General features: G+C 70.0%; 18 protein-coding genes and 1 other RNA gene. 7 read left to right on the top strand and 12 right to left on the bottom strand.

Annotated features, from left to right (window positions below):
• Positions 1-69 precede the first annotated feature (69 nt).
• From murC to mraZ, 10 genes are all read right to left on the bottom strand, one after another.
• The gene (murC, locus tag ABB34_RS07590) at positions 70-1,509 is read right to left on the bottom strand and encodes a UDP-N-acetylmuramate--L-alanine ligase (RefSeq protein WP_057640653.1); all 1,440 of its coding nucleotides are present in this window, start codon (positions 1,507-1,509) and stop codon (positions 70-72) included.
• The gene (murG, locus tag ABB34_RS07585) at positions 1,506-2,756 is read right to left on the bottom strand and encodes an undecaprenyldiphospho-muramoylpentapeptide beta-N-acetylglucosaminyltransferase (RefSeq protein ID WP_057640651.1); all 1,251 of its coding nucleotides are present in this window, start codon (positions 2,754-2,756) and stop codon (positions 1,506-1,508) included. Before murG ends, murC begins: the two co-directional genes overlap by 4 nt.
• Complete coding sequence (gene ftsW / locus ABB34_RS07580) at positions 2,756-4,063, bottom strand: putative lipid II flippase FtsW (protein ID WP_057640650.1); 1,308 nt, start codon at positions 4,061-4,063, stop codon at positions 2,756-2,758. The genes murG and ftsW overlap by 1 nt, the downstream gene beginning before the upstream one ends.
• Positions 4,063-5,148 (bottom strand): phospho-N-acetylmuramoyl-pentapeptide-transferase, encoded by a 1,086-nt coding sequence (gene mraY / locus ABB34_RS07575; RefSeq protein WP_057640648.1) that lies wholly within the window; start codon positions 5,146-5,148, stop codon positions 4,063-4,065. The genes ftsW and mraY overlap by 1 nt, the downstream gene beginning before the upstream one ends.
• Positions 5,138-6,577, bottom strand: a complete 1,440-nt coding sequence (locus ABB34_RS07570) for a UDP-N-acetylmuramoyl-tripeptide--D-alanyl-D-alanine ligase (RefSeq protein ID WP_057640646.1) — start codon at positions 6,575-6,577, stop codon at positions 5,138-5,140. Before ABB34_RS07570 ends, mraY begins: the two co-directional genes overlap by 11 nt.
• Positions 6,574-8,103: a UDP-N-acetylmuramoyl-L-alanyl-D-glutamate--2,6-diaminopimelate ligase gene (locus tag ABB34_RS07565; RefSeq protein ID WP_057640645.1), complete on the bottom strand. Its 1,530-nt coding sequence runs from the start codon at positions 8,101-8,103 to the stop codon at positions 6,574-6,576. Before ABB34_RS07565 ends, ABB34_RS07570 begins: the two co-directional genes overlap by 4 nt.
• On the bottom strand, positions 8,100-9,959 hold the full coding sequence (locus tag ABB34_RS07560; protein WP_057640644.1) for a peptidoglycan D,D-transpeptidase FtsI family protein: 1,860 nt from the start codon (positions 9,957-9,959) through the stop codon (positions 8,100-8,102). Before ABB34_RS07560 ends, ABB34_RS07565 begins: the two co-directional genes overlap by 4 nt.
• Before the next feature lie 115 nt (positions 9,960-10,074).
• Positions 10,075-10,338, bottom strand: coding sequence for a cell division protein FtsL (ftsL, locus tag ABB34_RS07555; RefSeq protein WP_057640642.1), 264 nt, complete (start codon positions 10,336-10,338; stop codon positions 10,075-10,077).
• Positions 10,335-11,396 carry a 16S rRNA (cytosine(1402)-N(4))-methyltransferase RsmH gene (gene rsmH / locus ABB34_RS07550; RefSeq protein ID WP_057640640.1) on the bottom strand — a complete coding sequence of 354 codons (1,062 nt, stop codon included), beginning with the start codon at positions 11,394-11,396 and terminating at the stop codon, positions 10,335-10,337. The genes ftsL and rsmH overlap by 4 nt, the downstream gene beginning before the upstream one ends.
• A 14-nt stretch (positions 11,397-11,410) precedes the next feature.
• Complete coding sequence (mraZ, locus tag ABB34_RS07545; protein WP_057640638.1) at positions 11,411-11,857, bottom strand: division/cell wall cluster transcriptional repressor MraZ; 447 nt, start codon at positions 11,855-11,857, stop codon at positions 11,411-11,413.
• Between the two features lie 318 nt (positions 11,858-12,175).
• Here mraZ and ABB34_RS07540 point away from each other — a divergent pair, with 318 nt between their 5' ends.
• Positions 12,176-12,931, top strand: coding sequence for an NRDE family protein (locus ABB34_RS07540; RefSeq protein ID WP_057640636.1), 756 nt, complete (start codon positions 12,176-12,178; stop codon positions 12,929-12,931).
• Between the two features lie 196 nt (positions 12,932-13,127).
• On the opposite strand, the gene rnpB is transcribed toward ABB34_RS07540, so the two are convergent.
• Both rnpB and rsmI read right to left on the bottom strand, forming a co-directional pair.
• Positions 13,128-13,479, bottom strand: an RNA gene (gene rnpB, locus ABB34_RS07695) — RNase P RNA component class A.
• A 68-nt stretch (positions 13,480-13,547) separates the two neighbouring features.
• Complete coding sequence (gene rsmI, locus ABB34_RS07535; RefSeq protein ID WP_057640686.1) at positions 13,548-14,372, bottom strand: 16S rRNA (cytidine(1402)-2'-O)-methyltransferase; 825 nt, start codon at positions 14,370-14,372, stop codon at positions 13,548-13,550.
• Positions 14,373-14,453: 81 nt separating this feature from the next.
• Here rsmI and ABB34_RS07530 point away from each other — a divergent pair, with 81 nt between their 5' ends.
• From ABB34_RS07530 to ABB34_RS07505, 6 genes are all read left to right on the top strand, one after another.
• Positions 14,454-16,181, top strand: a complete 1,728-nt coding sequence (locus ABB34_RS07530) for a penicillin-binding protein activator (RefSeq protein ID WP_057640634.1) — start codon at positions 14,454-14,456, stop codon at positions 16,179-16,181.
• Positions 16,171-16,545 (top strand): YraN family protein, encoded by a 375-nt coding sequence (locus tag ABB34_RS07525; RefSeq protein ID WP_057640632.1) that lies wholly within the window; start codon positions 16,171-16,173, stop codon positions 16,543-16,545. Before ABB34_RS07530 ends, ABB34_RS07525 begins: the two co-directional genes overlap by 11 nt.
• Positions 16,546-16,549: 4 nt before the next feature.
• Positions 16,550-17,929 (top strand): FAD-binding oxidoreductase, encoded by a 1,380-nt coding sequence (locus ABB34_RS07520; protein WP_057640630.1) that lies wholly within the window; start codon positions 16,550-16,552, stop codon positions 17,927-17,929.
• Positions 17,930-18,550: 621 nt separating this feature from the next.
• A complete protein-coding gene (gene ilvC, locus ABB34_RS07515) occupies positions 18,551-19,525 on the top strand; it encodes a ketol-acid reductoisomerase (protein ID WP_057640629.1) in 975 nt (324 codons plus the stop codon).
• A 39-nt stretch (positions 19,526-19,564) separates the two neighbouring features.
• Positions 19,565-21,292: an acetolactate synthase 2 catalytic subunit gene (gene ilvG, locus ABB34_RS07510; RefSeq protein WP_057640628.1), complete on the top strand. Its 1,728-nt coding sequence runs from the start codon at positions 19,565-19,567 to the stop codon at positions 21,290-21,292.
• The gene (locus ABB34_RS07505) at positions 21,276-21,524 is read left to right on the top strand and encodes an ACT domain-containing protein (RefSeq protein ID WP_057640627.1); all 249 of its coding nucleotides are present in this window, start codon (positions 21,276-21,278) and stop codon (positions 21,522-21,524) included. Before ilvG ends, ABB34_RS07505 begins: the two co-directional genes overlap by 17 nt.
• The last annotated feature ends 98 nt before the right edge of the window (positions 21,525-21,622 follow it).

The following is a 21,622-nucleotide window of genomic DNA, read 5'->3' as shown; positions in this document are numbered from 1 at the left end:
CCACACGCGCACGCATGCCTGCCGGCGATGCGGCAGCATGGGTACGGCGCGACGGGCGCAGGGCGCGGATCATTCGTCGGCACCCTCCGCCAGGAAGCCGCCGGTGGCGATCTGCTGGGCGACGTGGCCGATGTCGCCGGCGCCCATCATCAGCAGCAGGTCGCCGTCGCGCAGCACGTCCGGCAGCACCGACACCAGGTCGCCGGCGTGGCCGACCACCACAGGTTCGCTGCGGCCGCGCGCGCGGATGGCGCGGGCCAGCGACCGGGAATCGGCGCCGGGGATCGGCGCCTCGCCGGCCGGGTAGACCTCGCTGAGCACCAGCGCGTCCACCTCCGACAGCACCGCGGCGAACGCGTCGAACTGGTCGCGGGTGCGGCTGTAGCGGTGCGGCTGGAACGCCACCACCAGGCGCTGTTCCGGCCAGCCGCCACGCGCGGCGGCGAACACCGCGGCCAGTTCGCGCGGGTGGTGGCCGTAGTCGTCGATGACCCGCACCGCCGCGCCCTTGCCGGTGGCGACGACGCCGAGGTCGTTGAAGCGGCGGCCCACGCCCTGGAACTTCTCCAGCGCCGCGGCGATGGTCTCCGGCGCCACGCCCAACTGCCAGCCGATGGCGGCCGCGGCCAGCGCGTTGAGCACGTTGTGGCGGCCCGGCAGCGCCAGCGTCACCGGCACGCTGCTGCCTTCGGGCAGGCGCAGGGTGAAGCGCATGCGCGCGCCGTCCTGCACCACGTCCTCGGCGCGCACGTCGGCGTTGCCGCCCATGCCGTAGGTCATCACGTGGCGCGGCGTGGTGGCGGCCAGCGCGGCCACCTCGGGGTCGTCGATGCACAGCACCGCCAGCCCGTAGAACGGCAGGCGTTGCAGGAATTCGGCGAACGCGGCCTGCACCCGGGCGAAGTCGCCGCCATAGTTCTCGAGATGGTCGGCGTCGATGTTGGTGATCACTGCCACCAGCGGGTTCAGGCGCAGGAAGCTGCCATCGCTCTCGTCGGCCTCGGCCACCAGCCACTGGCCGCCGCCGAGCTTGGCGTTGGCACCGGCGGCGAGCAGCTGCCCGCCGATGACGAAGGTCGGGTCCAGCCCGCCCTCGCTGAGCACCGCGGCGGTCAGCGAGGTGGTGGTGGTCTTGCCGTGGGTACCGGCTACGGCGATGCCGCGGCGGAAGCGCATCAGCTCGGCCAGCATCGCCGCGCGCGGCATGATCGGGATGCGCTGGCTGCGCGCCTCCATCAGCTCCGGGTTGTCGTCGCGGATCGCGCTGGAAACGACGATGCAGTCGGTGCCCAGCACGTTGGCGGCCGAGTGCCCGCGCATCACCCGTGCGCCCAGCCGCGCCAGGCGGCGGGTGGCGGCGTTGTCGGCGTTGTCCGAGCCGGAGACTTCATAGCCCAGGGTCAGCATCACCTCGGCGATGCCGCTCATGCCGGTGCCGCCGATGCCGACGAAATGCACGCGCGGGAAGGCGCGCACCAGGTCGGTGGTGTCGTGCAGGCGGCGGATCATGCACGGCCTCCGGTGGAGCCGGGAACGGAGAACGGGGGAACGGGAATGGGAGAACGCTGCGCGCCGCCGGCAATCCGGTTCACGCCCTTGTCTGGATGCATCGATGTGTGTTCCTGCTGGTTGTCCTGTTCGCGGCCATTCCCGGTTCCCGGCTCCCCGTTCCCCGCTTCTTCCAGGATGATGTCGGCGATGCGTTCGGCCGCATCGGGCATGGCCAGCGCGCGCGCGGCCTGCGCCATCCGCAGGCGGCGCTCGGCGGTGCCGGCCAGCGCGCGCAGCACGCCTTCGAGGTTGGCGGCCAGCGCGTCGTCCTGTTTCAGCAACTCGGCGGCACCGCGTTCGACCAGGTAGTCGGCATTGCGGGTCTGGTGGTCGTCGACCGCGGCGGCGAACGGCACCAGCACGCTGCCGATGCCGACCGCGCACAGTTCGGCCAGGGTGGAAGCACCGGAACGGCACACCACCAGGTCGGCCCATTCATAGGCCGCGGCCATGTCGGTGATGAAGGCATCGACGCGGCCTTCGACGCCGGCGTCGCGGTATGCCTGCTGCGCTTCGCCGTGCAGCTTCTCGCCGCACTGGTGCCAGACCTCGATGGCGACGCTGTTGCCCAGCGCGGCCAGCGCCTGCGGCATGGCGTTGTTCAGCGCGCGCGCGCCCTGGCTGCCGCCGAGCACCAGCACGCGCATCGGGCCGCCGCGGCCGGCAAGGCGCTGTTCCGGCGCCGGCAACGCGGCGATCTCGGCGCGCACCGGGTTGCCGACCACTTCCTCGCGCGCGGCGAAGCTGCCTGGGAAGCCGGTCAGCACGCGGCGTGCGACGCGCGACAGGATGCGGTTGGTCAGGCCCGGCGCGCGGTTCTGCTCGTGCACCAGCAACGGCAACCCGTGCAGGCGCGCGGCGATGCCGCCGGGGCCGGAGGCGAAGCCGCCGAAGGCGACCACGGCGCGCGGGTTGCGCTCGCGCAGGATGAAACCGGCCGCGCGGATCGCGCGCATCACCCGCAGCGGCGCGCCCAGCAGCGCCAGCTTGCCCTTGCCGCGCAGGCCGCTGATGGCGAGCGTGTCGAGGGCGATGTCGTGCTGCGGCACCAGCCGGGTTTCCATCGCGCCGTCGGCGCCCAGCCACGTCACCGGGATGCCGCGCGCGCGCAGCACTTTGGCGACCGCCAGGCCGGGGAAGATGTGGCCACCGGTACCGCCGGCCATGATCAGCACCGGGCGCTGCCGCATCGACGGGCCGACCATCACGCGATCCTCCCGAAGGTGGGTTCGACCCGCTGCTGCATGCGGCTGGTGCCGCGCGCGGCACTCCGCTGCATCGCCACGGCGATGGCGCCGGCGGTGGCCGGCGTCGCCGCCGGTTCGTCCTCGGCGGCCTCGAACAGCGGCTCGCTGTCCTCCTCGCGCACTTCCTGGCGGCGCACCGCGCGGTTGTATTCCCACGACACCCGCAGCAGCACGCCGATCGCCACGCAGGTCATCATCACGCTGGAGCCGCCGGAGGAAATCAGCGGCAGGGTCAGGCCCTTGGTCGGCAGGATGCCGAGGTTGACGCCGATCGACACGAAGGTCTGCAGGCCGATCCACAGGGCGATGCCGAAGGCAATGTAGCCGGCGAAGTGGCGGCGCATCTCGATGCAGCGCATGCCCAGCCACAGTGCGCGACCGACCAGCAGCGCATACAGCGCGACGATGCTGCACACCCCGGCGAAACCCAACTCCTCGGCGATCACCGAGAAGATGAAGTCGGTATGCGCCTCGGGCAGGTAGTTGAGCTTCTGGATCGATGCACCCAGGCCCACGCCGAACCATTCGCCGCGGCCGATCGCCATCAAGGCGTTGGACAGCTGGTAACCCGAACCCAGCTGGTCCACCCACGGGTCCATGAACGAAGTGACGCGGGCCATGCGGTATGGCTCGATGATCACCAGCATTACCAGCGCGGCCAGCAGCACCAGCGCCGGCAGCACGATGCGCTTCATCTGCGCGCCACCCAGCACCAGCATGCAGATGGTGATGCCCAGCAGCAGCGTCGAGGAGCCGAAATCCGGTTGCAACAGCAGCAGGCACACCAGGAAGCCGACCACGCCCACCGGCTTGAGCATCGCCGGCCAAGTGGCGTTGACCTCGTCGCGGAAGCGCACCAGGTAGCTGGACAGCCAGACGATGTACAGCACCTTCACCGCCTCGACCGTCTGGAACTTGGAGACGCCCAGGTTGATCCAGCGCCGCGCGCCGTTGACGGTGCTGCCCAGGCCGGGCACGAACACCACCAGCAGCAGCACCGCGCAGGCGACCAGCAACAGGCGGTTGTGCTCCTCCACCTTCTTCAGCTCGACGCGCATGGCCACCGCTGCCAGCACCGCGCCGATGGCGATGAACAGCAGGTGGCGGTCGAGGTAATAGAACGGGCTCCGGGTCAACGCGATGGAGCTGGACGCCACCATCACGATGCCCAGCGACGCCAGCGCCACGGCGGCGCCCAGCAGCCACTTGTCGTAGTGGCCGCCGATCGCTTCGAGCCGGGTCGCCTGGCGCGCGTAATCGTCCATCAGCGCACCTTCAACGTCGCCAGGCCGATCAGCACCAGCACCACCGAGATGATCCAGAAGCGCACGATCACCCGCGGCTCCGGCCAGCCCTTCAGCTCGAAGTGGTGGTGGATCGGCGCCATGCGGAACACGCGCTTGCCGGTCAGCTTGAAGCTGGCGACCTGGATCATCACCGACAGCGTCTCGATCACGAACACGCCGCCCATCACCACCAGCACCAGCTCCTGGCGCACGATCACCGCGATGGTGCCCAGCACCGCGCCCAGCGCCAGCGCGCCGACGTCGCCCATGAACACCATCGCCGGGTAGGTGTTGAACCACAAAAAGCCCAGCCCCGCGCCGGCGATCGCCGCGCAGATGATGACCAGTTCGCCGGCGCCGGGAATCTGCGGGATCTGCAGGTAGCTGGAGAACACCGCATTGCCCGAGGCGTAGGCGAACACGCCCAGCGCGCAGGCGACCAGCACGGTCGGCATGATCGCCAGGCCGTCGAGGCCGTCGGTGAGGTTGACCGCGTTGGAGAAGCCGACGATCCAGAAGTAGGCGATGGCCACGAAGCTGATGCCGGCCAACGGCAGCGCGATGGCCTTGAACATCGGGATGTACAGGGTCAGCGCCGCCGGCACGTCGGCCGTGTAGAACAGGAACAGGCCGGCGCCGAGGCCGAAGATCGACTGCAGCAGATACTTCCAGCGCGACTTCAGGCCGTTGGGGTCGCGTTTTGCGATCTTGATCCAGTCGTCGTACCAGCCGATGGCGCCGAAGCACAGCATCACCGCCATCACCAGCCACACGTAGCGGTTGCGCAGGTCGCCCCACAGCAGCACCGCCATCAGCACCGACAGCAGGATCAGGCCGCCGCCCATGGTCGGCGTGCCGGCCTTGGAGAAGTGCGACTGCGGGCCGTCCTTGCGGATCGGCTGGCCGCCCTTGAGCTGCGCCAGCCGGCGGATCGCCGCCGGGCCGAGCCACAGCGACAGGCCCAGCGCGGTCAGCGCGGCGAGGATGCCGCGGAAGGTGAGGTAGTTGAACAACCGGAACAGATCGTCCAGCTGCTGCAACCAACGGGCCAGTTCAAGCAACATGCGGGGTGTCCTCGCCACGCTGCAGCAGCGCGGTCACGATCTTGTCCATTGCACTGCCGCGCGAGCCTTTGACCAGCACGCGCGGGGAACAGGGAACGGGGAATGGGGAATGGTCGTTTTCAAGCGACGGCACGGCAGCGCTCGTGGCGGACAGATCGGCAATCAATGCCGCGGCCAATGCCGCGTGCGACTCGAAATGCCTCGCACCTTCGCCGAAGGCCTGCGCTGCGGCTTCGCTCAATGGCCCCAGCGTATAAAGGCGCTTCAAGCCGGCTTCGCGCGCGCGAACGCCGGCCTGCGCATGCAGCGCCTGCGCATCGGGGCCGAGTTCGCGCATATCGCCCAGCACCAGCCAGCCGGGCTGCCTGCCGGCGGCCAGCGCGGTGATCGCCGCAGCCAGCGAGCCGGGGTTGGCGTTGTAGCTGTCGTCGACCAGCACCGCGCCGTTGTCCAGCACATGCGCGACCTGACGGCCGGGCACCGGACGCGCCTGCGCCAGTCCTTCGGCCACCTGCGCCAGCGTGATGCCGGCGGCCAGCGCCAGCGACGCGGCGGCCAGCGCGTTGAGCACGTTGTGGCGGCCGGGCAGCGGCAACTCCACCGCGGCCTCGCCCTGCGGCGTGCGCAGCACGAAGCGCGAACCGGCCTCGGCCAACGCGATGTCGCCTGCGGTGACCTCGGCGCTGGCGTCCAGCCCGAAGCGGATCACCCGGTGCGCGCCGGCACGCGCCGCGAAGTACGGCGCGAACGCGTCGTCGGCATTGACCACCGCCACGCCGCCGGCGCGCAGGTCGTCGTAGACCGCGGCCTTGGTGTTGGCGATCTCCAGCAGGCTGCCCATGCGCTCCAGGTGCGCCGGGGCGACGTTGTTGACCAGCGCCACGTCCGGCGGCGCGATCGCGGTCAGGTAGGCGATGTCGCCGGGCTTGCCGGTGCCCATTTCATAGACCGCGTAATCGGCGTCTTCCGGCGCGTCGATCACCGCCAGCGGCAGGCCGATCTCGTTGTTGCGGTTGCCCGGTGTTGCGTGCACATGGCGGCCTTCCAGCGCGGCGGCGTGCCGCAGGATCGCCAGCAGCAGGTTCTTGACGCTGGTCTTGCCGTTGCTGCCGGTGATCGCGAACACCTTGGCGCCACGGCCCTGCTGCATCGCGGCGGCGATCTTCGCCAGCGCCAGTTCGGCATTGGCGACCACGACCTGCGGCACGTCCAGCGGCTGCAAGGCTTCGACCAGCAGGGCGCTGGCACCGCGCGCGAGCGCGTCGGCGGCGAAGGCATGGCCGTCGAAATTTTCGCCACGCAGGGCCACGTACAGGCTGCCCGGCGCCAGCGTGCGGGTGTCGTTGCCGATGGCCTCGATGCTCGCGTCGTCGCCGTGGAGTTCGCCGCCGGCCCAGTGCGCGATCAATGACAGCGGAGTGCGCTTCACCCTGCACCTCCCCTGCGTGCCGCCAATGCCCGCGATGCGACCTCGGTGTCGTCGAAGGGATGCTTGATGCCGGCGATCTCCTGATAAGGCTCGTGGCCCTTGCCGGCCACCAGCACGATGTCGCCGGGGCCGGCCTGCGCGACGGCCGCATCGATGGCGCGCGCGCGGTCGCGCTGCACATGTATTTCGGCGGATCGACGTGGTGCTCCTTCGCATCCTGCGACCGCACCACTTGCGCATCCATGCGCGGCGAAGCCGGCCATGATGTGGGCGACGATGGCGTCGCCATCCTCGCCGCGCGGGTTGTCGTCGGTGACGAACACCGCATCGGCCAGTTGTTCGGCAATGGCCGCCATCTGCGGGCGCTTGCCGGTGTCGCGCTCGCCGCCGCAACCGAAAACGCACAGCAGGCGGCCGTCGAGGTGGCCGTGCAGGCTGCGCAGCGCCTGTTCCAGCGCATCGGGGGTGTGGGCGTAGTCGATCACCACGGTGGGCTCGCCGTGGCCGCCGAGGCGGTTCATGCGCCCGCGGATCGGCTGCAGCTGGCCGAGCACGTCGGCAATGGTCGCCGCCGGCTGGCCCAGCGCATGCAGCGCGCCGGCCACGGCCAGCAGGTTATCGACGTTGAAGCGGCCCAGCAGCGGCGAGCGCAGCGGATGGCTTTCGCCATCGACCCACAGGTCGAAGCCGATGCCCTGCCCGTCCAGCGCCAGGTTTTCGGCACGCACGCTTGCACCCGGCTGGCCGGTCGAGCTCAGGCCAATGGGCCGCACGTCCGCCGCCAGCGTGGCGATCAGGTCGCTGCCAAAGCCATCGTCGAGGTTGATGACCGCCGCCTTCAGGCCGTCGCGGTGGAACAGCCGCGCCTTGGCCGCGCCGTAGCCGGCCATGTCGCCGTGATAGTCGAGGTGGTCGCGGGTGAGGTTGGTGAACACCGCCACATCAAAGTGCACGGCATCGACGCGGCCCTGGTCCAGCGCGTGCGAGCTGACCTCCATCGCCACCGCCTGCGCGCCCGCATCGCGCAACTGCGCCAGCACTTCATGCATCTGCAGCACCAGCGGCGTGGTGAAGCCGGTCGGTACCACCTCGCCGTACAGGCCCACGCCCAGCGTGCCGATCGAGCCGCTGCGGGTGCCCAGCAACTGCCACGCCTGCGCCAGCAACTGCACGGTGGAGGTCTTGCCGTTGGTACCGGTGACGCCGACCATCGTCATCGCGCGCGAGGGATGGCCGTGGAACTTGTCGGCCATCGCGCCCATGCGTGCGCGCAGGCCGGGCACGGCGATGGCATCGGCCGGCGCCGGCAGTTCCGCCGGGGCCGGCGGCTCGAACAGGATGGCGCTGGCACCGGCCGCGCGCGCCTGCTCGACGAAGCCCAGCCCGTGCGCGCCGAAACCGGCGATGGCGACGAAGGCATCGCCAGGGCGCACCTGGCGCGAATCCAGCACCAGCCCGGCGACCTGTGGGTCGTGCGCCAGCGCCACGTCCGGCAGCAGCTGCGACAGCGGCATCGTGCGGCTCATTGGCGCACCTCCTGCACGGCCGGCTGCGGCGCACGGGCGGTGGGCATGGCCGCGTCGAATTCGGTGGCGGCATCGATGTCGGCGCCTCCCGCATCGGTGGGGTCGGGGGCGACCGGCAGCACCGCGGCATTGCCGACCTTGCCGGCGGCCTGCGCCGCCAGCCACGACTGGATGTCGTCCGGCGGCACGTCCATCAGCCGCAGCGTGCCTTCCATCACGCTGTGGAACACCGGCGCGGACACCTGCCCGCCGTAGTACTTGCCACCCTGCGGGTCGTTGACCACGATCACCGCGGCGAAGCGCGGGTTGGTCGCCGGCACCACGCCGGCGAACAGCAGGTTGTAGTGGCCCTGCTCGTAGCCGCGCGGCCCGTTCTTGCGCGCGGTGCCGGTCTTGCCGGCGACGTGGTAACCCAGGATCGCCGCGCCCTTGGCGCCGCCCTGGGTCACCACCGTCTCCATCATCCGCACCACTTCGCGCGCCACGCCCGGCTCGATGACCTGCCGTGCCTCGTTGTGCTGGCCCTTGACGAAGGTCGGCTGGATCACCCGGCCGCCGTTGGCCAGCGCCGAATACGCCTGCGCGATCTGCAGCGGCGTCACCGACAGGCCGTAGCCGTAGGACATCGTGGTCTTGGTGGTGCCGTACCAGCCGGCGCTGCCCGGCACCGGCACCACGCCCGTCGATTCGCCGGGGAAGCCGCTGTGCGGCGCCACGCCGTAGCCGAAGGCGCGCACCGAGTCGTAGAAGGTGCGGTCGGGAATGCGCGCGGCGATCTTGGCCGCGCCGATGTTGGAGCTGCGGGTGATGACGCCGGTGACGTCGAGCACGCCGTTGTTCCGCGGCACGTCGCGGATGGTGTAGCGGCCCAGGGTCAGGTAGCCCGGGTTGGTGTCGATCTGGGTGTCCGGCGTGACCAGGTGGTTCTGCAGCGCGGTGGCCACGGTCAGCGGCTTCATCGTCGAGCCCGGCTCGACCAGGTCGGTGACGGCGCGGTTGCGGCGCGCGTCCGCGCTGGCGCCGCTGATCGCGTTGGGGTTGTAGGTCGGCAGGTTGGCCATCGCCAGCACCTCGCCGGTGGCCACGTCCATGATCACCACCGAGCCGCCGGCGGCCTTGTTCTCGACCACCGCGTTGCGCAGCTCGCGCATGGCCAGGAACTGGATGCGGCGGTCGATGCTCAGGGTCAGGTCCTTGCCCGGCTCGGCCGGCCGCACCAGGTCGATGCTCTCGACGATCGCGCCCTTGCGATCGCGGATCACCTTCTTGGCGCCGGGCTTGCCGCGCAGCCAGTCGTCGAAGGCCAGCTCCAGCCCTTCCTGGCCGTGGTCGTCGATGTTGGTGAAGCCCAGCACGTGCGCCAGTGCCTCGCCCTGCGGGTAATAGCGGCGGAACTCGCGCTGCGAGAACACGCCCGGGATCTTCAGCGCGACGATCTGCGCGGCCACGTCCGGGTTCATGCGCCGGCGCAGGTACAGGAATTCCTTGTCGGCCTTCTGCGTGAGCTTCGCGGTCAGTTCGTCCACCGGCAGCGACAGCGCCTGCGCCAGCTCGGGGATGCGTTCGGGCGCGCGCAGCAGCTCCTGCGGGTTGACCCAGACCGAGGCCACCGGCGTGGACACCGCCACCGGCTCGCCATTGCGGTCGGTGATCATGCCGCGCGAGGTGGCGATGGGCACTTCGCGCAGGTAGCGCGCCTCGCCCTGGCGCTGGTAGAAGTCGCTGTTGACCAACTGCACGTAGGCGGCGCGGCCGACCAGCGTCACTGCGCACAGGCCCAGCCCGGCGCCCACCATCAGCATGCGGGTGCGCAGGTTGAACTGGCTGCGGTTGCGATTGCGGCGCGGCGCGTTCATGGCGCACCTCTGACCGCCATGGACGGCGGGAATGCCGGTTTTGCAGGAGCACAAACCGGCCCTGCGCCACCCTGCGGGCGGCTTCGCCGTGCAAAACGGCTGTCCTGCCGCTTCGTCATGGGCGCACCACCACGATGTCGGCCGCTTCCGGGAACTTCATGCCCAGCCGACCGCGCGCCTCTTGATCGATGCGGGTGGCCTGCGCCAGCGTGGCCTGCTCCAGCTGCAGGCGGCCGAATTCGATGTTCAGTTCGTCGCGCGCGTGCTCCAGCCGCGTCAGTTCGACGAACAGCTGGCGGTGGCGGTGGCGGCTGTAGACCACGCCGATCGCCGAGGCGATGGTGGCGAGCAGCAGCACGACGAGGAGGAGCCGGCTCATGGCTGTTTCTCCGAAGCAGCCATGATTGGGGATTGGTGATTGGTGATTCGGGAAGAGCTGACGCGCTTGCTCTTCACCAATTCCGAATCACCAATCACCAATCCCCGTTTTTCAGCCACCCGCAATACCGCGCTGCGCGAACGCGGGTTCGCCGCCAGTTCGTCGTCCTCGGCCTTGGTGGCACCGCCAATCAAATCCAGCGTCGGCACGAAGGCCGCCATCTCCGGCAGCCGACGGTTGCTCGGCGGGGCCTTGGCGTGGCGGTTCATGAACTGCTTGACGATGCGGTCTTCCAGCGAATGGAAGCTGATCACCGCCAGCCGGCCGCCGGGCTTGAGCCGCGCCAGCGCCGCGTCCAGCCCGGCCTCGAGGTCGGCCAGCTCGCGGTTGATGTGGATGCGGATGGCCTGGAAGCTGCGCGTGGCCGGGTGGATCTTGTCTTTCCCGCGCGGCATCGCCGAGGCGATCAGCTCGGCCAGTTCGGCGGTGCGCGCGAACGGCTGGCTGGCACGGCGGGCGACGATAGCACGGGCGATGCGGCGGCTCTGGCGTTCTTCACCGTAGGTCCACAGCACGTCGGCGATCTCGCGCTCCTCGGCGCGGTTGAGCCACTGCGCGGCGCTCTCGCCCGCGTCCGGGTCCATGCGCATGTCCAGCGGGCCGTCCTTGCCGAAGCTGAAACCACGCTCGGCCACGTCCAGCTGCGGCGAGGACACGCCCAGGTCGAACAGCACGCCGTCGAGGCCGGCAGCCGTCTCGTTCCAGTCCAGCAGGTCGGCGAAGCTGCCGCGATGGATGGACACCCGCGCATCCGGCGCGAAGTCGCGCTGCGCCACGGCGATGGCTTCCGGGTCCTTGTCCATCACCAGCAACCGGCCCTGCGGCCCCAGTTGCTCCAGCACGCCGCGCGCATGGCCGCCACGGCCGAAGGTGCCGTCCAGGTAGGTACCGTCTTCGATCACCCTCAGGCCGCTCAGGACCTGGGTGTACAGCACCGGCAGGTGGGCCGCCGGCGGCTGCGACACCGGAGGGTGACCGGCCTGCGCTTGACCGCGCACCCGGGCACCCCGGCTCACAACTTCAGGTCGAGCAGCCCATCGCCCAGATCCCCGTCAGACAACGTCTGCTGGATCAACGCGCGATGCGCTTGCTCGCTCCATAGTTCGAACTTGTCGCCCATGCCCATCAGCACCGCCTTCTTCTCGATGCCGACCGCGTTGCGGTGGCTGGACGGCAGGCTGATGCGGCCGTTGCCATCCAGTTCCAGGTGGGCGGCCGAGCCGACGAGCTTCTGCTGCAGGGTGCGCACCACGCGCTGCGTGTTGGGCTTGGCCATCACCTCGTCGCGCACCCGCTCCCATTCCTTTTCGGCGTACAGCCACAGGCAACCGGCTTCGAACGGGTTGTAGGTCAGCACCAGGCGGTTGCCACAGGCACGCGCGACCAGGTCGCGATGGGCGGTGGGCACCGCCATGCGTCCCTTGTCGTCAACCGTGATGGCCGTCTCACCCTGAAACACGCCGCGTCCTACCCGTCTGTCATTCCGCCTGGGCGGTCATTGAACCACGAAAAACCACGAATAACCCGGTTTTCCCTCCGATACCCACATTAGCAGTGGCAAAAGGCTTGTCAACAACTTTCGGGACGCAAAATCGCCAGATGCATCAATGGCTTGCGCCAATCTTTAGAGACTTGTTCAAGGTTTATCCACAAGTCGCTGTTTCGTCTCAAATTTTGAGATTGAGGTGAAGTTCAGGCGCGTAGAGACGGCGTGAAGACCACGCCGCCATTCAGCCGGCCGTGGCCGCCGCTTGCGCGAAAAGGCACACTGGAGCGCATGTGTCTGGTCGCCCTTGCCTGGAAAACCCACCCCCGTTGGCGCCTGCTGATGGCCGGCAACCGCGACGAATTCCACGCCCGCCCCACCGCCGCCCTCGCCCGCTGGCCGGCGCCGCAGGCGGGCATCGTCGCCGGGCGCGACCTGCGCTCGGGCGGCACCTGGATGGGCATCAACGATGCCGGCCACGCGGCCGTGCTCACCAACGTGCGCGACCCGACCGCCGCCACCGGCGGCCCATCGCGCGGCGCACTGGTCGCCGATTTCCTCGCCGGCACGATCCCGGTGGCCACCCGCATCGACGCATTGGCCGGGAATGCCGGCGATTTCGCCCCGTTCAACCTGCTGCTGGCCGACGCCGAAGGCTGCCACCACCTCGGCAACCATCCAGCGACGCGACAGGCGCTGGCGCCGGGCGTGCACGGCATGTCCAACGGCGCACTGGATGCACCGTGGCCGAAGACCCGCCGGCTGATGGCCGCCCTCGAGCACTGGCTGGCGCAGGACGACCCGGCGCTGGACGGACTGTGGGCCGCGCTGTCCGACGAATGGCGTCCGGCCGATGCCGACCTGCCCGCCACCGGCATCCCGCTGGAGCTGGAGCGGCACCTGTCGGCCGCCTTCATCCGCGGCGAAGACTATGGCACCCGCGCCAGCACGATCCTCGCGCTCGACCATGCCGGCCACGGCTTCATCGTCGAGCGCCGCTTCGGCCCGCAGGGCGTGTTCAACGGCGAAACACGGATAGAACTGTAGGAGCGCACCAGGGTGCGCTCCTACAACGATGCGAAGCGAGCCTCGGAAAACCCTCTGGAGAAAAGCCCCCTTTGGTAAAGGGGGCGCGCCGACAGGCGCGGGGATTCGGCAGAAAATGGAGCGGGACCCGACTTTTTGTACCGCCGCTCCGGCGGTACAAAAGATTGGGCGCCTTTTCGGGCGTTGCCCGAAAAGGCGGCGAAGCCGGCCTGTAAGCCGGGTTCTGTCGTGGACAGTCATTCTTCTAGGCGCCGCGTCACCGCGACGCTCGAGCAACCTACCCGGATCCGACGCGGGCCACGTCATGGGATCCCTATTTGGTCTTGCTCCAGGTGGGGTTTGCCGTGCCGGTCCGTTGCCGGACTCGCGGTGCGCTCTTACCGCACCATTTCACCCTTGCCGGCCTTCCGAAGAAGACGTAGGCGGTATCTTTCTGTTGCACTTTCCGTCGGCTCGCGCCGCCCAGGCGTTACCTGGCACCTTGCCCTGTGGAGCCCGGACTTTCCTCGGCGCTCCCGAAGGAACGACGCGACTGTCCGGCCGACTCCGCCGCGCGCATTGTACGGGGTAATGCCTGCTTGGCGGGCATTACCTCGACAATCCGCAGGTCAAGGCGTCAGCCTCCATACAAGGCCTTGCGCGGTGCGCCGCTCAATTCGGCCGCCAGCTTGGCCGCGGTCGAAGGCGGCAGGTGTTCGTGGAGCTTGGCGTACAGGCGGCGGCCCTCGGCAATCTTCGCCTCCCCGTCGTCGCCGGCGCCCTGCACCATCACCACGAACTCGCCCTTGCGCTGGTTGTCGTCGGCCTGCACGGCGGCCAGCAGCTGCTCCAGACTGCCGTCGAGCACGGTTTCGAACATCTTGGTCAGTTCGCGCGCGACTGCCGCCGGGCGCTCGCTGCCGAACGCGACGGCCATGTCCGCCAGCGATTCGGCGATGCGGTGCGAGGATTCGTAGAACACCAGCGTGCCGGTCTCGCCGGCCAGCCGTTGCAGGCGCTCGCGGCGCGCGGCGGCCTTGGCCGGCAGGAAGCCCTCGAACACGAAGCGGTCGCTCGGCAGGCCGGCCACGCTCAATCCCGCGATCGCCGCACAGGCGCCCGGCACCGGGCTGACCCTCACCCCCGCCGCGCGCGCGGCGCGCACCAGCCGGAAGCCGGGGTCGCTGACCAGCGGGGTACCGGCGTCGCTGACCAGCGCCAGCGATTCGCCGCCCAGCAGGCGCGCCACCACGCGCTCGGCCATCGCCTCCTCGTTGTGGTCGTGCAGCGCCACCAGCGGCTTGCCGATGCCGAAGTGCGACAGCAGTTGGCCGGTGTGGCGGGTGTCCTCGGCGCAGATCGCCGCCACCGAACGCAACACCTCCTGCGCGCGCGGGCTCAGGTCGGCAAGGTTGCCGATCGGCGTGGCAACGACATACAGGGTGGCGGCAGGGGCGGGCATCATCGGCTTTTCCGTGGGCAAGGGTAGAATCCTACCGTCTCCTCCACCCCGCGCCGCCGCATGCCGTTGAATGGACTTCGAATGAACAAGCCCGCCGCACGGATCACCACCCTGTCATTGTCGCTGCTGCTGTTCGCCGGCTGCGCCACCACCGGCATGGCGCCCACCGCGTCGCCGGGCCAGCAGGCAGCCATCGCCCTGCTCGACCAGGGCAAGCCACGCGAGGCGGCGCAGCAACTGGAAGCCGAGGCAGCGCTGGCGCGTGGCGCGCAGCGCGCGCAACTGCTGGCCGACGCCGCCTTCGCCTGGCACGAGGCCGGCGACGATGCGCGCGCGCGCATGCTGCTGGCGCAGGTGCAGGCCCGCCAGCTGGCCGGCGCCAGCCAGCAGCGCCATGCCCTGCTGGTCGCGGAACTGGCCCTGGCCGACAAGCAGCCGGGCACCCTCCTGCAGACACTGGGCGGCCAGCCCGATCAATTGCCGGCAGCCCTGCAGGCGCGCTGGTACCTGGCACGCGCGCAAGCACAGGAAGCCGCCGGCGATACCTTCGCCACCGCCGGCGAGCGTGCACGCGCCAACCCGCTGCTGTCCGGCAGCGCCCGCGCCGACAACCAGCGCGCCATCGTCCGCCTGCTGGCCAGCCTCGACGACGCCACCCTCACCCTGCGCAGCGCAGCGCTGCCGGTGGGCGACCCGCTCTACAACCACGCAGGCCGTGCCCTGATCGGCCGCGGCCTGCCGCTGCCGCGCCCGTTCGACCGCGATGCCGCCTGGCAGATGGACACCGGCAAGCGCCCGCCGGCCGAGGCCGACGGCTACCGGCCGCCGCTGAAGATGGCGGTGCTGCTGCCGCTGTCCGGCAGCCTCGCCACCGCCGCCGCGCCGGTGCGCGACGGCCTGCTGACCGGCTACTACGCCGAGTATCGCCGCCGCCCGCAGCTCGACTTCATCGATACCCGCGGCACCCCGGCCGGCGCCGGCGCCGCCTACGACAAGGCGGTGGCCGACGGCGCCGACTTCGTGGTCGGGCCGCTGGGCCGCGACGAGGTCGACGCGCTGTTCGCCCGCGACCAGTTGCAGGTTCCGGTGCTGGCGCTGAACCGCGGCAAGGACACCCCACCGCCGGGCAGCGCCGGTTTCTCGCTGGCGCCGGAGGACGACGGCATCATGGCCGCCGAATACCTGCTGGCGCGCGAGCGCGGCAACGTGCTGGTGATCGTCAGCAACGACGACACCGGCCGCCGCGCCGCGGCCGCCTTCGGCGAGCGCTTCGCCCAGCGCGGCGGCAAGGTGGCGGCCAGCATCGGCATCGGCGACGCCCCGGCCGACATCGGCGCGCAGCTGCGCCAGGCCGGCACGGTGGATTCGGTGTTCCTGGCGGTCAAGGGCCCGCAGGCGCGGATGCTGACGCCGCAGCTGGCGCTGGCCGGGCTCGCCGGCACCACCCGCGTGGGCACCTCGCAACTGGTTTCCGGCACCGGCAAGGCCGAGGAGGACATGCCGCTGGACGGCATCGCCTTCCCGAGCGAGGCATGGACCACCCGTGGTACCGCCGGCCTGCCTGCCGCCAGCGAACTGGCCGCCACCCTGCCGACCGCCCGCGGCGCCGCCGCGCGCCTGTTCGCCTTCGGCTTCGACGCCTGGAAGATTTCCGCCTATCTGGAAAAGCTGGCCAACAGCAGCGGTGGCAGCGGCCTGGCCGGGGCCACCGGCACCCTGCACCTGGATGGCTTCGGCAACGTGCTGCGCACCCCGGCATGGTCCACCTTCCGTGGTGGCCAGCCGGTGCCGATCGGTGATGGTCGCTGAGCAGGCCGGCCGTGGCGCGGCGGTCGAGGCCGCCGCGCGCCGCCATCTGGAAAGCGCCGGCCTGCGCTGGCTGGCCGGCAACGTCCGCTACCGCGGCGGCGAGCTCGACCTGGTGATGCTCGACCCGGCGGCCGGCAGCCTCGTGTTCGTGGAAGTGCGCTACCGTCGCCATGCCATGTTCGGCGGCGGCGCGGCCTCGGTGGATGCCGGCAAGCGCCGCAGGTTGCTGCTGGCCGCACAGCTCTATCTATCCGCGCACCCGCAACATGCGCAGTCGCCCTGCCGCTTTGACGTGGTCGAGGCCAGTGGCGAACCGCCGCGATTGAACTGGCTGCGCGATGCATTCCGTGCCGACGACTGCTGATGCGATGAACCCGCTGCCCACCGCCTTCACCGATGAACTGTCGCGGCTGCTCGGCGAGCACTGGCGCACCGACGCCGCCGCATTGGCCGCGCACGCGCAGGACAACTCCTGGCGCCACGCGCTGCCGCAGGGCGTAGCGCTGCCTTCGAGCCGCGAACAGGTGCAGGCCATCGTCCGTGCGTGCCGCGCACACGGCGTGGCGCTGGTCGGGCGCGGCGCGGGCACCGGCACCACCGGCGCGGCGGTGCCCAGCGCCGGCGGCATCGTCCTGTCGTTCGCGCGCATGGACCGCATCCTCGCCATCCGCCCCGGCGACCGCTGCGCGGTGGTCGAGCCGGGCGTGTTGAACGGCGACCTGCAACAGGCCTTGATGCCGCACGGCCTGTTCTGGCCGCCGGACCCGTCCAGCTTCGAGATCTGCAGCATCGGCGGCAACCTCGCCACCAACGCCGGCGGCCCGCGCGCGGTGAAATACGGCACCAGCCGCGACAACGTGCTCGGGCTGGTGGCCGTCACCGGCGCGGGCGAGATCATCGAATGCGGTGGGCCGTGGACCAAGGACGCCACCGGCTACGACCTCACCCACCTGATCGTCGGCAGCGAGGGCACGCTGGCGTTGATCGTCGAGGCCACGTTGAAGCTGGCGCCACGCCCGCGCGCGCAGGCCGGCCTGCGCGTGCTCTACCGCGACGCCGAAAGCGCCGCGGCGGCGGTGTCGCGGGTGATGACCCAGCCGGCCACGCCGACCACGCTGGAATTCATGGACGCGCGCAGCCTGGCGCTGCTGCGCCGCAACGGCGCGCAGGTGCCCGAGGCCGGCGCGATGCTGCTGATCGACGCCGATGGCGACGACGACACCCTGCCCAGCGTGCTGCACGCGCTGGCCCAGGCCGCCGAAGGCGACGGCCTGCTGGCGCTGGACGTGGCGATGGACGGCAGCGCGCGCGAAAAACTGTGGGCGGCGCGGCGCGCGTTGTCACCGGCGCTGAAGAGCATCGCGCCGGGCAAGATCAACGAGGACGTGGTGGTGCCGGTGTCGCGCATTCCCGAACTGGTGGCCGGGGTGCAGGCGCTGTCGGCGAAGTTCGACCTGCCCATCGTCACCTTCGGCCATGCCGGCAACGGCAACCTGCACATCAACATCCTCTACCACCCGGACGATGCCGGCGAGAACGCGCGCGCGCATGCGGCGTTGCCGGAAGTGTTCGCGCTGGCGCTGGCGCTGGGCGGCACCCTGTCCGGCGAACACGGCATCGGCCTGGCCAAGCGCGACTTCATGGCACGGGCCTTCACCCCGGCCACGCTGGCGGCGATGCGCGCGATCAAGCAGGCGCTTGATCCCGACGGCATCCTCAACCCCGGCAAGGTGCTGCCGCCGTCGTAGGAGCGACGTGAGTCGCGACCTTGGTATTGCCGGGAAAGCCTCATCGCGACTCGCGTCGCTCCCACAAAAACCTGCCGGAACCGCGCAATCGGCCGCTCCCCATCTTCGTCGCCACGCTGTTGCCGCATCGTTTTCAACGGCAACCATGCTGCCGTGGCGGGCATTCGCGCCGCATTGCGGCATGGCGTTCCGTGCATCGGGCGAACAGGGCTTGACAGCGGCAAAAGTCGCATGTTTATCTCGAACCCATGCTGCAACGCCACACCGCCACCGCCCACCTGTCGCCGAGCCCGGCTCCCGCCGCGGCCTCGCTGCTTGTACTCGTGCTTATTACCGGGCCCACAGGTGCGGGACGAGCTGGCGCGTAGTCGAAAAAAGCCAGTTTCGATCAAGAACCCCGCACCGGCCCCGGTGCGGGGTTTTTCGTTTCCAGCATCCATTTCAACTGAAACCATGTCCATCGCCACTACCGCCAAACAGAAAACCACCGCCTGCGATGCACCGCGCACCGCAGCGGCCCGCGTCCATTGCCCGCCTCCCCCGACGGCCGCCGCGTCCTGACGCGACGGCCGTTTCTTTCTTCACCGCACCCTTTCTCTTCATCGCAAGGAACCAAGCCCCATGAGCACCAACGACCTGCCCCAGATCAAGATCGCCGTCATCGGTTACGGCAGCCAAGGCCGCGCCCATGCGCTGAACCTGCGTGAATCCGGTTTCGACGTCACCGTCGGCCTGCGCCCGGGTGGCCCGACCGAAGCCAAGGCACAGGCCGATGGCTTCACCGTCAAGGCGCCCGCCGAGGCGGTCAAGGACGCCGACCTGGTCGCGGTGCTGACCCCGGACATGGTCCAGCAGAAGCTCTACGACGAAGTGCTGGCGCCGAACATGAAGCAGGGCGCGTGCCTGCTGTTCGCCCACGGCCTGAACGTGCACTACGGCATGATCACCCCGCGCGTGGACCTGGACGTGGTACTGGTCGCGCCGAAGGGCCCGGGCGCGCTGGTGCGCCGCGAGTACGAGATCGGCCGCGGCGTGCCGTGCATCTGGGCGGTCTACCAGGACAAGAGCGGCAAGGCCGAGCAGTACGCGCTGGCCTATGCCGCCGGCTTGGGCGGCGCGCGCGCCAACCTGATCCAGACCACCTTCAAGGAAGAAACCGAAACCGACCTGTTCGGCGAGCAGGCGGTGCTGTGCGGCGGCGCCTCGTCGCTGGTGCAGGCCGGCTTCGAGACGCTGGTGGAAGCCGGCTACCAGCCGGAGATCGCCTACTACGAAGTGCTGCACGAGCTGAAGCTGATCGTCGACCTGTTCTACGAAGGCGGCATCAGCCGCATGCTGGAATTCGTCTCCGAGACCGCGCAGTACGGCGACTATGTCAGCGGCCCGCGGGTGATCGACGCCGGCACCAAGGCGCGCATGAAGGACGTGCTCAAGGACATCCAGGACGGCACCTTCACCCGCAACTGGGTGGCCGAGTACAACGCCGGCCTGCCGAACTACAACAAGTCCAAGCAGGCCGACCTGGAGCACCCGATCGAGAAGGTGGGCAAGGAGCTGCGCGCCAAGATGGTCTGGCTGCAAGCCCAGAACGCGTAAACCCGCGGTCCCCCACCCGCAACAGGCAAAGGTCGCTGCATGAACACTCCCGTCCACGGCGCGCCACGCAACGGCGCACGCTGGTTGACGCAGGCCCTGGAGGCCGAAGGCGTGCAGACGCTGTTCGGCTATCCGGGCGGCACCATCATGCCGTTCTACGACGCATTGGTGGATTCCACCCTCAAGCACATCCTGGTGCGCCACGAGCAGGGCGCGGCGCTGGCCGCCAACGGCTACGCCCGCGCCAGCGGCAAGGTCGGCGTATGCGTGGCCACCTCCGGCCCCGGCGCGTCGAACCTGGTCACCGGCATCGCCGACGCGATGCTCGACTCGGTGCCGATGGTGTGCATCACCGGCCAGGTCGCCACGCCGCTGCTGGGCACCGATGCGTTCCAGGAGCTGGACGTGTTCGGCATGATGATGCCGATCGTCAAGCACAGTTGGTTGGTGCGCAGCGTCGACGAGCTGCCACGGGTGCTGGCCGAGGCGTTCCGCGTCGCCCGCGAGGGCCGCCCCGGCCCGGTGCTGATCGACCTGCCCAAGGACGTGCAGCTGGCCGATGCCTCGCACCTGCCCGACCACGTGCCGGCCACGGTCGAGCCGGTGCCGGCGCCGGACGCGCAGCGGCTGGCCGAGGCGGTGGCGATGATTGCCACGGCCGAGAAGCCGGTGATCTACGGCGGCGGCGGCGTTGCCCTGGCCGAGGCGGTGGGCGAGTTCCGCGGCTTCGTCGAAGCCAGCGGCATCCCCACCGTGCTGACCCTGCGCGGGCTGGGCGCGCTGCCGGCCAACCATCCGCAGTACCTGGGCATGCTGGGCATGCACGGCACCCGCGCCGCCAACATGGCGGTGCAGGAATCGGACCTGCTGATCGTGGTCGGCGCGCGCTTCGACGACCGCGCCACCGGCAAGCTGGCCGAGTTCGCGCCGTTCGCGCGCGTCATCCACCTGGATGCCGATGCGTATGAAATCTCCAAGCTGCGCGGTGCCGACATCGCCATTCCCGGCAACGTCGCCCACGGACTGCGCGCACTGAGCAAGGTGCGTGGGAACTGCAACAGCTGGCGCGCGCGCTGCGCGGCCAACCGCGAGAAGTTCGCCGCGCGCTACGACGCACCGGGCAAGGACATCTATGCCCCGGCTCTGCTCAAGCGGCTGAGCGAGATCGCCCCGCCGGACACCGTGATCACCTGCGACGTCGGCCAGCACCAGATGTGGGTGGCGCAACACTGCCGCTTCAACCACCCGCGCAACCACCTGACCAGCGGCGCGCTGGGCACGATGGGCTTCGGCCTGCCGGCGGCGATGGGCGCGCAGTTCGCCTGCCCCGAGCGCACCGTGGTGCTGGTCTCCGGCGATGGCAGCTTCATGATGAACGTGCAGGAGCTGGCGACCATCGCCCGCTGCCGGCTGCCAGTGAAGATCGTGCTGCTGGACAACTCCTCGCTGGGCATGGTCCGGCAGTGGCAGGAGCTGTTCTTCGCCGAGCGCTACAGCGAGATCGACCTGTCCGACAACCCGGATTTCGCCGCGCTGGTGCAGGTGTTCGGCATCCCCGCCACGCACATCACCCAGCGCGCGGAAGTGGAGGACGCGCTGGCCGCGCTGTTGGACACCCCCGGCCCGGCGCTGCTGCACGTGGGCATCGACGCCCGCGCCAACGTGTGGCCGCTGGTGCCGCCGAACAACGCCAACAGCACCATGCTGGACAGCAACCCCGCCCATGCCCGGGCGACGCAGGAGAACCCCAATGCAATACCGGCTTGAGCTGGTGCTGAAGCCCGCCGAAGGCGCGCTGCTGCGGGTGCTGGGCATGGTCGAGCGCCGCGGCTTCTTCCCGCACAACATCGACGGCAGGCGCAGCGCCGACGGCTGGCGCGTGCGCATGGAAATTTCCGGCCAGCGTCCGCCGGAGACGCTGCGGCACCAGTTGGAGAAGGTCTATGACTGCGAATCGGTGCGGGTGGTGGAGCTGGACGATGCCGGGGTGACGGCATGAACTCTGAAGTAGCTGTAGCGCTGCCCTTCCCTTCTCCCATCGGGAGAAGGTGCCCCGTAGGGGCGGATGAGGGGCGATGGAGTCCCGATGGTTCAGGC

The organism is Stenotrophomonas daejeonensis (genome assembly GCF_001431505.1).
GTDB classification, from domain to species: domain Bacteria; phylum Pseudomonadota; class Gammaproteobacteria; order Xanthomonadales; family Xanthomonadaceae; genus Stenotrophomonas; species Stenotrophomonas daejeonensis.
Note: the sequence above shows the minus strand (reverse complement) of the source record. Positions and strands in the feature narration are given on the sequence as shown.